General features: G+C 67.0%; 10 protein-coding genes and 1 pseudogene. All 11 read left to right on the top strand.

Going from position 1 to position 12,466, the window contains the following annotated elements; all coding sequences use genetic code 11:
* Window positions 1-33: 33 nt before the first annotated feature.
* Window positions 34-591 carry a YccS family putative transporter gene (locus OO67_RS16525; protein ID WP_157841697.1) on the top strand — a complete coding sequence of 186 codons (558 nt, stop codon included), beginning with the start codon at window positions 34-36 and terminating at the stop codon, window positions 589-591.
* A pseudogene (locus OO67_RS16520) lies at window positions 582-1,523 on the top strand (thiamine pyrophosphate-dependent enzyme); the annotation flags it as partial. The gene OO67_RS16525 and the pseudogene OO67_RS16520, both read left to right, overlap by 10 nt.
* 253 nt (window positions 1,524-1,776) lie before the next feature.
* The gene (locus OO67_RS36775; RefSeq protein WP_078598005.1) at window positions 1,777-2,034 is read left to right on the top strand and encodes a WhiB family transcriptional regulator; all 258 of its coding nucleotides are present in this window, start codon (window positions 1,777-1,779) and stop codon (window positions 2,032-2,034) included.
* A gap of 397 nt (window positions 2,035-2,431) precedes the next feature.
* The gene (locus OO67_RS16515; RefSeq protein ID WP_033300935.1) at window positions 2,432-3,295 is read left to right on the top strand and encodes an alpha/beta fold hydrolase; all 864 of its coding nucleotides are present in this window, start codon (window positions 2,432-2,434) and stop codon (window positions 3,293-3,295) included.
* Window positions 3,296-3,369: 74 nt separating this feature from the next.
* The gene (locus tag OO67_RS16510) at window positions 3,370-6,297 is read left to right on the top strand and encodes an FAD-binding and (Fe-S)-binding domain-containing protein (RefSeq protein ID WP_033300934.1); all 2,928 of its coding nucleotides are present in this window, start codon (window positions 3,370-3,372) and stop codon (window positions 6,295-6,297) included.
* A gap of 52 nt (window positions 6,298-6,349) precedes the next feature.
* Window positions 6,350-7,195: a fumarylacetoacetate hydrolase family protein gene (locus OO67_RS16505; protein ID WP_033300932.1), complete on the top strand. Its 846-nt coding sequence runs from the start codon at window positions 6,350-6,352 to the stop codon at window positions 7,193-7,195.
* Window positions 7,196-7,275: 80 nt separating this feature from the next.
* Window positions 7,276-7,731 (top strand): universal stress protein, encoded by a 456-nt coding sequence (locus OO67_RS16500; protein WP_033300931.1) that lies wholly within the window; start codon window positions 7,276-7,278, stop codon window positions 7,729-7,731.
* A 179-nt stretch (window positions 7,732-7,910) separates the two neighbouring features.
* Window positions 7,911-8,867: an SMP-30/gluconolactonase/LRE family protein gene (locus tag OO67_RS16495; protein WP_033300930.1), complete on the top strand. Its 957-nt coding sequence runs from the start codon at window positions 7,911-7,913 to the stop codon at window positions 8,865-8,867.
* 52 nt (window positions 8,868-8,919) lie between these two features.
* Window positions 8,920-9,453 (top strand): MaoC family dehydratase, encoded by a 534-nt coding sequence (locus OO67_RS16490; protein ID WP_033300929.1) that lies wholly within the window; start codon window positions 8,920-8,922, stop codon window positions 9,451-9,453.
* 242 nt (window positions 9,454-9,695) lie between these two features.
* A complete protein-coding gene (locus OO67_RS16485) occupies window positions 9,696-11,144 on the top strand; it encodes an MFS transporter (protein WP_078598003.1) in 1,449 nt (482 codons plus the stop codon).
* Window positions 11,145-11,707: 563 nt separating this feature from the next.
* Window positions 11,708-12,433: an alpha/beta fold hydrolase gene (locus tag OO67_RS16480; protein WP_033300928.1), complete on the top strand. Its 726-nt coding sequence runs from the start codon at window positions 11,708-11,710 to the stop codon at window positions 12,431-12,433.
* The last annotated feature ends 33 nt before the right edge of the window (window positions 12,434-12,466 follow it).

The raw sequence follows: 12,466 nt of genomic DNA, 5'->3' as shown, positions 1-12,466 counted from the left end.
GCGCTGCGCCGGTCGTGCCGCGCCGCCATAGTGGTGCCCAGCCTCTTCGCGCTGGGCACAGAGGTGCTCGGCAACTCCCTGGTGGCGATGTTCGCGGCGTTCGGTTCGATCGCCCTTCTGCTCTTCGTCGACTTCGGCGGCTCACTGCCCGAACGGCTGGCCGCGCAGGCCTGGCTCGTCGTCGCCGGAGCGGCGTTGGTGTGTCTGGGCACCCTGGCATCCGACTCGGTGTGGCTGCCCGCCCTCGCCATGGCGGTGGTTGCGTTCGGGGTTCTGTTCTCGGGTGTAGTCAGCTCGGTGATTGCCGCTTCGGCCACGCCGTTGCTGGCCGTCTTCACTCTCGCGGTCATGGTGCCCGGGCCCGCAGCATCTCTTTTCGACCGGTTGGCCGGCTACTCGATGGCGGGTGCCGCGTCCTTGATCGCCATCGCCCTGCTGTGGCCGGCGCCCGTACGGGAGCCGCTGCGACACGCGATGGCACGGTCCTGTGCCCTGCTCGCCGATCGCCTGCGTGCGGAAGTCGAGTGCGCGCGGGGGGACTCCACCGGGGACAACCGAGTGGCCCTGGAAAAGCTGCTGGTGATCTGCTGATCCTGCTCGGCACCGACTTCCCGTACTCGAACTTCCTGCCGCGGAATGTCAAGACGGTGCAGATCGACATACAGCCCGAACGGCTGGGCCGCCGAACACAGGTGGATCTCGGCGTCTGGGGGGACGTGGGCGAGACGCTGAAGTGCCTCACGCCGGCCGTGCAGGAGAAGAAGTCGCGACGGTTCCTCGACCGGATGCTGCGCAAGCACGTCCAGAGTCTGGAAAAGGCGGTCGGCGCCTACACGAGGAACGTCGAGTCGTTCACCCCGATCCATCCTGAATACGTGGCTTCGGTGCTGGACGAAGTGTCGGCCGACGACGCGATCTTCACGGTCGACACCGGGATGTGCTGTGTCTGGGCGGCCCGCTTCATTACCCCGAACGGCCGTCGCCGCGTGCTGGGTTCCTTCGTGCACGGCTCGATGGCCAATGCTCTGCCCCAGGCGATCGGCGCTCAGTTCCTCGATCGCGGGCGGCAAGTGGTGTCCCTCTCCGGTGATGGGGGATTCTCCATGCTCATGGGCGACTTCCTCACCCTCGTGCAGTACGACCTGCCGGTGAAGGTGGTCGTCTTCAACAACTCCTCCCTGGGGATGGTCGACCTGGAGATGATGGTCGACGGCCTGCCTCCGCACGGGACCACCTACGCGCACACGAACTACGCGGCCATAGCCACAGCGGCCGGAGCTCGCGGCATCCGGGTGGAGAGTCCGGCTGACGTGCGGGGCTCCCTGCGGGAGGCGTTCGCCCACGACGGGCCGGCCCTCGTGGACGTGGTCACCGACCCGGACGCGCTCGCCATCCCGCCCAGGACGACTGCCGAACAGGTCAGTGGCTTCGCTCTGTCGGCGGGCCGTGCTGTTCTCACCGGCGGAGTGGGGCGAATGATCCACGTCGCCCGGAGCAATCTGCGCAATGTTCCGCGACCGTGAGCACGTGAGCCAGGATCGCGACGGATGGCTATACCTCTGCGGAACATACGTCAATGCGCTGAGAGGCGCATTCTGCTGTGCGAAGTTTCCAAGCTGGCAAGCGGAGTTGGGCACAGGCCGAATCAGTCATTTCGATGGACGTTTCATGCCGAGTGCCAGAGGGTGGCAACAGTTTTGTTCCGGCACGTGCCACGTGTCGTTGTACTTCAGGAGATGACTTCCTCGCTCGGGCGAGAAGTCAAAGGAGAGGAAAGTGAAATCAAATACACGACCGCTTGCCAGTGTGTGGGATTGGCAGACCAAAGCGGCCTGCCGTGGAATGAAGGAATCCGTCTTCTTCTCTCCTCCTGGCGAGAGGGGAAGCAGGCGACGGCGCAGGGAGGGCGGTGCTCGTGCTGTCTGCCGGGCCTGCGCGGTGAAGCTGGACTGCCGGTCTTTCGCTGAGGCTTCTCATCAGCGCTACGGCGTATGGGGAGGTACGACGGAGGGCGAGCGACGCGTTCGGGAATAGCTGCTGCGCGGGCGCCCTTCGGGTACCGGGGGCCACAGGATCCACTTGGCTGGAGGTGCTGAGGGCGTTGAGGGAAAGAAGCTCGTGCTCTCACGGAAAAGTTGGCTCCTGGGTCACTGTGCAGACTTGACTTCAGCATGTGCCGATCATGCCGCTAAGGATGTTGGGCCGGCCCCGGATCCTGCTCTCGAATTCCGGGAAGGAACGGTAGCCATGCCCGTGCGGAACCCCCGTCGGGACGGCGACTTCGCAGAATTGGAACCTTCCCCCGGTGTCAGAGCGTTCATCTGCATCTCGTACGCGGGTGCTCCTTCGTATGCCGAAGCCTTGCGTCTGACGCCGTGCACATTGATCCATATTCGTTTTCTGGAATCCGAGACGAGGTAGGGCGAGTTTCATGGACATCACCCACCACACGGCAGTTCTCAACGGAATCAATCAGCATTGGGTCAGCGCGGGCCAGGGCCCGCCGGTCTATCTTTTGCACGGCTTCCCGCAGACCTGGTACGGCTGGCGCAAGCAGATTCCTGCGTTGGCAGAGAAGTACACCGTGATAGCACCGGACCTCCGTGGGTACGGAGATACGGAGAAGCCCGCGTCCGGCTATGACAAGCGCACGATGGCCCATGACGTTTCCGCGCTGATGGACCACCTGGGACACGAGAAGGTCGCGCTGATCGGACACGACCGCGGGGCGCGCGTGGGGACACGGTTCGCGAAGGATTTCCGCGACCGCATTGACCCGTTCGTTGCCATGGACAACATTCCGACCAGGGTCATCGCGGACACCTACGATGTGGCTCTTGCGCGGCAGGGGTATTGGTTCTTCACCTTTCTCCAGGTTCCCGACCTGCCGGAAGCTTTGATCGCCGGCAACGAAGAAGCCTGGCTGACGTACTTCTATCGCAGCTGGTCCTACAACCCGGACATGCTGACGGCGGAGGAGATCGACGTCTACGTCCGCGCCTACCGGCAGCCGGGGGCGGTCCGGGGCTCCTGCATGGATTATCGAGCGGCTGCCGAGGACGTGACCCAGGACCGCGAGGACGAGGACCAGCTCATCGACTGCCCCGTGCTGACCATCTGGGGCGAGAACTTCAGCGCGGTCGGAGAAGCGTACGACGTTCTCGGCGTGTGGAAGGGCATGGGCCGTGACGTGCGCGGAGTCGCCATTCCCCAGTGCGGTCATCTCTGCCAGGAAGAGCAGCCCGAGGTGGTCAACGCCGAGCTTCTTGCCTTCCTGGACGGCTGGAGCGGCTGAAAGTCGAGCTGTCCGCGCCCAACGGTCTCGGGCGCCGACACCGACCCACGACATAGAAAGAAGGGAGCAGCCCTATGACGCTGCTCGATCCGAAACCAGGAATGCTGCGTCCCCACACGACTCAGGGGCCGTCGGTCGACAGGGTTGCCGACAGCCGGGCGCCCGGCACCCCGGACGTTCTTCGGGACGCCCTCGTTGCTCGACTGGGCGAGCACAAGGTGCTGCACAAGATCTCGGACCTGGTGAGATACGCGTCGGACGCCAGCCCGTACCGGATGGTTCCTCGCGTCGTCGTCGTCGCCGAAACCGTCGACGACGTGGCAACCGTGCTGCAGTTCGCGCGCGAGAACCGTCGTCACGTCGTCTTCCGTGCCGCTGGAACATCCCTCAACGGTCAGGCCCAGGGGGACGACATCCTGGTAGACGTACGCCGTGACTGGACCGGAGTGGAGGTTCTCGAAGGCGGCAAAAAGGCTCGCATACAGCCGGGGACCACAGTGGGCCGGACCAACATCACGCTCTCCCGGCACGGCCGGCTCATGGGCCCCGACCCGGCCAGCTCCAGCGCGTGCACCGTCGGCGGCGTCGTGGCCAACAATGCTTCCGGGATGACCGCCGGCACCACCCGCAACTCCTACCGGCTGCTCTCTTCTCTGACCGTGGTACTGCCCTCAGGGACAGTCGTGAACACCGCGGCCCCCGACGCCGAGGCGCGCTTTCGGGCGGCGGAGCCGGAACTGTGCGCGACCCTGCTTGCACTGAAGGGCGAGATCGAGCGGGACAGCGCGCTCGTGGCACGCATCCGCGCCAAGTACGAACTGAAGAACACCAGCGGCTACCGGCTGGATGCGTTCCTCGACGGTTCCGACGCGGTGGGAATCCTCAGAGGCCTCATGGTCGGCTCGCAGGGCACTCTGGGTTTCATCGCCGAAACCGTCTTCCACACCGTTCCCTTGGACGAGAAGCCCTACACGGCGCTCCTGTTTTTCCCCGATCTGCCCTCCGCCGCCGCCGCTGTGCCCCTTTTCAATCACGCCGGGGCCCGTGCCGTGGAACTGATGGACGGCAACACACTGCGCGCTTGCGCCGAAGTGCAAGGAGTACCCGACGACTGGCGGAACCTGCCGCTGGACACTGCCGCACTGCTGGTCGAGTTCCGTGCCGCCTCGGAAGATGATCACCTCGCCAACCAGCGCGCTGCCGCAAGCGTCGTCACGGGGATGGAGCTGGTGGCGCCGGTACCCTCGGTGACCAACAGCTTCGTGACCGACCCCCGCCTGGTGCACACCTACTGGCACGCCCGCGAGGCGTTCATGACAGCCGTGGGCAAGGCCCGGCCCACGGGTACGACGCTGATCACCGAGGACTTCGCCGTCCCGCCCTCCCGCCTGGCCGAGGCGTGCGAGGCTCTGTCGCAGATGCAGCAGCGCTACGGTTACGCCGCCGCAGTGGCCGGTCACGCCGCCCACGGCAACCTGCACTTCCTGCTCGCCTTCGACGCCGCACGGCCCGACGACGTCGAGCGTTACGCGGCTTTCATGGACGAATTCTGCGCCATGGTGATCGACCGGTTCGACGGCTCCCTCAAGGCGGAACACGCCACCGGCCGGAACATGACCCCGTTCCTGGAGGCGGAGTGGGGCGCTCGGGCCACGGAGATCATGTGGCGGGTCAAGCAGGCGTTCGACTCGCACGGTGTGCTCGCTCCGGGGGTCGTACTGAACCGGGACCCCGGGGCCCACCTCCAGCACCTGAAGACCATCCCCACCATTGAGGCCATTGCCGACCCCTGCATCGAATGCGGCTTCTGCGAGCCGGTGTGTCCCAGCCGTGATCTGACGACGACGCCCCGACAACGGATCGTGCTCCGCCGCGAGATGATGCGTCAGCCGGCCGAATCACCCGTCACGGACAAGCTGCTTGAGTCGTACGGCTACGACGCCGTGGACACCTGCGCGGGCGACTCGACCTGCAAAATCGCCTGTCCGGTGGGCATCGACACCGGAGCCATGATGAAGCAGTTCCGGCACCAGCGACACGGCGGTCTCGCCGAACGGAACGCCGAGCGGGTCGCCGAACACTTCGGCGCCGTGGAGTCGTCCGTGCGCGTTGCCCTCGGCGTCGCGGAGCACGTCGGCGACCGGCTCCTGCGCGGTGCCACCTCCCTCGCCCGTAAGGCGGTCACGTCCGATCTGGTGCCCGAGTGGATCAACGCCATTCCGGGGCCTGCTCCCGCGCACTTGCCCCAGACACAACGGGAGGGCGCCGCAGCCGTCTACTTCGTCGCCTGCGTCAACCGAATCTTCGCGGGACCCGAGGACGGGGAGGACCTCCCGCTGCCGGAGGCTGTCGTCAGGCTCTCCGAACGGGCGGGCCACCCCCTCTGGGTCCCCCCGGACCTCGTCGGCTCCTGCTGCGCGACCATCTGGCACTCCAAGGGATACGACGACGGAAACGCCTTCATGGCCAACCAGACCGTCGAGCAGGCCTGGGAGTGGACGGACGGCGGCAGGCTGCCCCTCGTCGTCGACGCTTCCTCCTGCACCCTGGGCATCGGACACGAGATCGCCCCCTACCTGACGGCGGAGAACAAGCGCAAGCACGAGCGGCTCGATGTGGTCGACTCCCTGGTGTGGGCCGCCGGCGAGCTGCTACCCCACCTCACCGCGTCGCAGAAGGTCGACAGCGCGGTCATCCACCCGACATGTTCGATGAGGCACCTCGGCGACGTCGAGCAGCTGGACGAGCTCGCGAGGTTCGTCGCCCACGAGGTGAGCGTCCCCGTGTACGCGGAGTGCTGTGGCTTCGCCGGGGACCGCGGCATGCTCCACAAGGAGCTGACCGAGTCGGCCACCGCCCACGAGGCGGAAGAGGTCCTGGCGGGCAGCTACGACGCCTATCTCTCGGCGAACCGAACCTGCGAGATCGGCATGGAGCACGTCACGGGCCGTCCATATCAGTCGGTACTGCTGCTTCTCGAGCGCGTCACCAGGCCCCTCTGACCCCCTATCGCCCGCTCCGGCACCCTCCCGAAGAGCCAGTACAGGAGAACTCATGCGTATCGCCAACCTGTCCGGACGACTGATTCTCGTCGCGCACGACCGGGCCGTGGACGTGCACGAAGCCAGTGACCACCGGTTCTCACCTGAGCCTCAGGCGATCTACGAACGCTGGGACGAGTTCAGGACGTGGGCTGCGGATGTGGACCTCCGTACGGGGACCCCCTTCGACCCCGCCGACCTCGGCGCGCCGGCGCCGGCCCCACGCCAGCTCCTCGCCGTCGGCCTCAACTACCGCGAGCACGTCGCCGAGGCCGGGTACAGCACGCCCGAAGGCATGCCACCTGTCTTCACCAAATTCACCAGCAGCATCACCGGCCCGGTCACTGACGTGGTGCTGCCGGAGGAGGGCAATACGGACTGGGAGGTGGAACTGGTCGCAGTCATCGGCCGCCATGCCCGGGACGTGCGGGCAGCAGAAGCGTGGGACTACGTGGCCGGACTGACGATCGGCCAGGACCTGTCCGAACGCGTCCTGCAAATGAGGGGGCCCGCGCCGCAGTTCAGCCTCGCGAAGTCCTACCCGGGCTTCTCACCCATGGGCCCCTGCCTGGTGACCCCCGACGAGTTCGGCGACCCCGACAACCTCGACCTCACGTGCAGCATCAACGGTGAGCGGGTTCAGCACGGCTCCACGCAGCAGCTCATCTTCCCCGTGCCGGATCTCATCGCGAAACTGTCGGCGGTACTGCCACTCTCACCCGGGGACGTCATTTACACCGGTACGCCATCGGGCGTCGGGCTTGGCCGTACACCCCAGCGGTGGCTGAAGGCAGGCGACGAACTCGTCAGCTCGATCCACGGAATCGGCGAGCTACGGCAGCGGATGCTGGCCGCCTGACCCCACCTCTGCGGACGCCCGACCGCGCCAAGACGCGTCACCGCTGATGCTCACCCACGTTCGAAGAGGTTCACAGGCTCATGTTCCATCGCATTCTCGTTGCCGTCGATTCCAGTCCGGCACGCCACTCCGCTGTACGTACGGTCGGAGAGCTGGCCCGGATCACCGGGGCCACGGTCAGTGTTCTGCACGTGATGGCCACCGCGGCCGAGCTCGCTGCCGTGGTCCCGCTCGAGTCCGACGCGGAAGCTGGGGACGTCCTCGACGAAGCGATTGCCGCGCTGCGGGACGTGGGTGTCTCCGCCGGAGGCACCCTCGCCAACGCCCCGACGACCAAGGTGTCCGCCGCCATCTCGTCCGCCGCTGCTGAGTTCCAGGCTGACCTGCTGGTCCTCAGCCCTCATCAGCACGGACTGTTCGGGGCGTTGTTCAACCCTCCCGTCAGTGACGCCGTTGTCCACGGCAGCCGTATCCCCGTACTCCTGACACCCCGTATCGGCGGGAACGACCGGAGGCGAGAGGGGCCGCGGGGGTAACGAGCGACGCACCGCGTCCGCGCGGCAGTCCCGTCGTCCCCTTCGGATGCGGCATGCGCTCACGCCGTGGGCGCCTACCCGCGACCGGCGCCATTGCGGAGCACGTTCACCCATCATCCCGACCGCCCGCACTTTCGGGGCGCGTCCATCCCGACTCGACGTGTGACGGAAGAGAACCCATGACCACGCTCATGAAGAGATTGCGCACCGGACTTCTGGCCTCAGCCGTGGTCACAACCATCGCCGTGACCACGGCTTCGGCCGCCCAGCCGCAGAACGTGCGCGTCATTGCGCACCTAGACATGGCCGAGGGGCAACGTCCGGAGAACATCACCCTGGAGCCCGACGGCAGCGCCGTGGTGACCTTCGCCTACAGCCGGCAGATCGCACGAATCACCAGGGACGGCAAGGTGCGGGTCCTTGCCACTCTGCCTGCACCCGCGGCCGGATCCACCACACCGGCCCTCTCACAGCCGTTCCTCGGAGGCATCGTGCGCGCCGACGACGGAACCCTCTACTTCCTCTACGCCACCGGCAGCAGCGATCTGACCGGCGTGTGGCGGATGCGCACCGGCGGAACCGCCCAGCGCATCGCCGCGCTTCCCGCCGAAGGCCTCCCCAACGGCCTTGCCCTCGACCGGAGTGCACGCAGGTTGTACGTGGCCGACTCGGTCCTCGGCACCGTCTGGCGCGTCCCGCTCACCGGAGGGGCCCCCTCTCGGTGGAGCAGCGGCCCCGAACTGGCTGCGGCCGGATTTCTCGGAGCGAACGGCATCAAGGTGCACAGGGGCTCGGTGTGGGTCTCCAACCTGGACCAGGGCACTGTGCTGCGCATCCCGGTCACCCGGCAGGGCGGCGCCGGATCTGTCGAGACCCGCGCGACGGGACTGACCAACATCGACGACTTCGTGTTCACCGGTCCCGGCGACACTCTCATGGCCGCGATCAACGCGGACAACGCGATCGATCTGGTCAAACCGGACGGCAGCCACACCGTCGTATTGACCGGAGCGGACGGAATCGAGAATCCCACGTCGCTTGCGTTGCGTGGCACCACCGCCTACATCGCCAGCGGTGCCTACTTCACCAACCACGATCCGAACCTGCTCACAGTGCGGACCACAGCGCGTCCGTAGGACGCGTCCACGCGCTCAGATACGCAATCCACATCGAAGAAGGGACAACCTGATGGCTCAGCTCAGCGGGGAACAGGCGGCCACGACACCGGATACGTTCGATCCGGAGGCCTTCCTCGTCGTTCCGGCAAGGGCGTTCGAGGATCTCCAGGTGGGGGAGGTCTTTCGTGCCGCCAGCCGAACCCTGACGGGCGCTCACGCCGCAGCGTTTCAGACAGTCTCCGCGGACAACCATCCGGTGCACTACGACGCGGAGTGGGCTCGTCGGCACGGGCACACCGCACCGGTGGTCCACGGCTTGCAGGTGCTCGCCTTCACCGCTCCCGGCGCCACGCTCTTCCCCCACTTCATCGGTGAGGCCTTCATCGCCTTCCTAGAGCTGTCGTGCACGTTCCTCAAGGAAGTGCACTCGGGGGACACCCTGTATCCGGCGCTCACCATCACCGGGCTCGAGCACAAGGACGACGACGGCGTCGTGAGCACCGCGGCGACCATTCACAACCAGCGGGGCGAACTCGTGCTGTCGGGCCGGCATGCTTACCTGCTCCGGCGTCAGCCTTCCGGGGACGAGCCCTCGCGCCCCTGACGTCGGCTGTGGCAACCGGCTGCAGGAGCCGCTTGGGACGCAACAGCGCCCGGCTTCCCGGATCCGCAGGGTCTGCATCCAGCCCGGGCCTCGGCAGCATGTCGACGTCCGTGGGGTGCACGGCCGTCCTGAATACGGGACATTCGCCGTACGGCCCGAGCTCCGTGCCACAGGGCGGTCCAGTGAATGAACTCAAGCTAGTACGAGCCGCGGTCACTGCGGCCTGGAGGGACGGACAGCTCATGAACGGCACCGATGCCGGAACCAAGGGCAAAGCTGCCGACAGCTTCCCCGCCGGGAACGCTCTCGACGTCGAACGGGTCCGGGGCAGGCCTCTCCCCGATGCGCTCCAGCGCCCAGGTCTCACCCTCGCCGTGACCAGTGCCGCCACCGCGGTCGCCCTGATGACTTACACCGCGCCGATGGTGACCCTCTCCCAGACGGCTTCCGACCTGGGCACTCCGCTCTCCGCCCAGGCGTGGCTGCTGAACGGGGCCCCGCTGGGCCTGGCCGCCCTACTGCTGGTCGGAGGCAGCCTCGCCGACGACTTCGGACGCCGCCGGATCTTCGTTTCCGGCACGTTCGCTCTCGGGTTGGCGACAGCTCTGGGCGCGCTTGCCCCATCGACAGTGCTGTTCACCCTTGCGCGCATCGCGCAGGGCGCCGCCAGCGCCGCCCTCCTGGCGAGCAGTCTGGGACTCATCGTCCACGCCTACGCCACCCTGCAGGGCAGGATCCGTGCCACCGGTGTGTGGGGAGCATTCGTAAGCGGCGGTATCGCGGTGGGGCCGCTTCTCGCCGCTTCGATGCCCTCCTGGCGCCTTGCGTACGTGGTGCTGGGCGTTGCCGCGCTGATCCTGGCGGGATGCGGTCTGTGGGGGCTCTCGGAGTCGCGCTCTCCGCGCGTCGGGCGGACGGACGTCGTCGGTGCCCTCACCTTCGCAGCTGTGCTCGTGGCGCTGGTGGCGGCGCTGACGCTGGGCCGGGACGGCTGGGTGCGGACCCCCGTTGTTCTTCTGCTGGCTGCTGCCTTTCTGCTGGCGGCCGTGTTCGCCCTGGTGGAACGGCGGGTGGCGACGCCGATGATCGACCTGGCGCTGCTGCGTCGACCGCTCTTCCTGGCTTCGTCCGTCGGTGGGCTGTTCACCGGCCTCGCGGTGATAGGCCTGTTCAGCTTCCTGCCCACGCTGCTTCAGCAGGCGCTGGGACTATCGGCGGTCAGCACTGCCTGGCTGTTCCTGCTCTGGTCGGGCATGTCCTTCGTGGTCGCCCTCCTGGCGCGCCACCTCGGCAGCCGCCTTTCCCACCGCCACCAGATGGTCGTCGGCTTCGTTCTGCACGCAGCCGGAACACTGGCCATGCTGGGCGCGGTCGGCGCCGGTTCCTGGACGCGCCTGTTGCCAGGCCTCCTGGTGGCGGGAGTGGGCAGCGGCCTGCTCAATGCCGCGCTGCCGCTGCTGGCGGTCGACTCGGTTCCGGTAGCCCGCGCGGCCATGGGCTCGGGGGCGCAGCAGTCCTTCCGCTATCTCGGTTCATGCGCTGGCGTAGCGCTGACGATCGCGCTCACCGCGTCGGCCCACGACATGGCCGGGGGAGCGAACGAGGCGATGGTGGTGTCGGCAGGCCTGGCGCTGGTAGCCGCGCTGGGCATGGGTCTGCTCCGGGAGCGGGGAAGGATGGCGTCGAACTGAGACCGATGGGCCGCCCGTGGCCGAGGAGGGCTCCGTCCTCCACAAGACGGCCCTCGGGCTGCCATGCCGCCTGCCGCCACATGACCTGAGGCTCACCAGCCGGCCAGCCAACTCCCCGCCCCCGCGGGCGCCACCACGCCGGTTGCGCTCGCGAGGGCGGTCCGCGATGTCCCCGGTTCTCGCCCCGCCTCCATCCGTCATCGCTGGCGAACGTCACAAGAAACCGAAAGGAGCCTGCCTCCGGTGCGCTCACTCCGTCGCTTCCGCGAGCGTGGCAGGCGTAGCGCTCACGGATAAAGCCTGAGGCACGAAGAGGCAAGTCCGCTCGGGTGTGGTCGGTACGTTTGCAGGCATACCCGCTTCTTTCGCCTGAAAGGACCCGGTGTCGAAAGTGGCCCGGGGGCCGCAGAGCGGGGACGTGGCCACTTATTGCATGCCCCGTCACGGGACACGGGGCCGACTCCGGCCGCTCCGATGCCATGTCCGGAAGGTGTCGGACCATCGGTCGGCTCCGAGCTCCGTGTTCAACCGATTCCACTGATCAGAGAGAAACGAGCCCCATCATGTCGCGTACAGAGAAGCCGACCATTGTCCTGGTGCACGGTGCGTTCGCGGACGCATCCAGCTATTCCGCTGTCATCCCTGAGTTGCTCAAGAGGGGGCTGAAGGTTGTTGCTCCGGCTGTTCCCAATCGCAGTCTGATCGGGGACGCCGCGTATGTCGCCTCGGTGGTCCGCCAGATCGACGGCCCGGTGGTGCTGGTGGGCCACTCCTACGGTGGTGCTGTGATCACGGTGGCCGGCGTGGAGGAGAACGTCGAGGCATTGGTCTACCTGTCAGGCTACGCGCTGGAGGTCGGCGAAAGCCTGGGCGAACTGCAGGGCCGGTTCCCTGATTCGGCCCTAGCGGCAGCGCTGGTGTACAAGCCGTTCCCGGTCGAGGGCTCCGACACCCCGGGTACGGACGTGTCGGTGGAGACCGACAAGTTCCCGGCGATCTTCGCGGCGGACGTGGATCCGGAGCTCGCGAAGGTCCTGGCGGTCTCGCAGCGGCCGCTGGCCGCACAGGCTTTCGCGGACGTTGCTCCGGCCGCGGCGTGGAAGACGAAGCCGTCCTTCGGCCTGGTGTCGTCCTCTGACCACACGATCAACCCCGATGTGGAGCGTTTCGGCTACGAGCGTGCCGGCATGACCACCATCGAGGTCGACTCCTCGCACCTGGTCATGCTCGCGCACCCCAAGAAGGTCGTCGCCTTCATCGAGGAAGCCATCGAGGCCACCTCCGAGTAGTTCCGCCGGAAAACCGTCGGCTCTCTTCCGACA

It is taken from the genome of Streptomyces atroolivaceus (assembly GCF_000717025.1).
Taxonomy (GTDB): domain Bacteria; phylum Actinomycetota; class Actinomycetes; order Streptomycetales; family Streptomycetaceae; genus Streptomyces; species Streptomyces atroolivaceus.
This window is presented reverse-complemented; position numbering and strand designations above follow the sequence as displayed.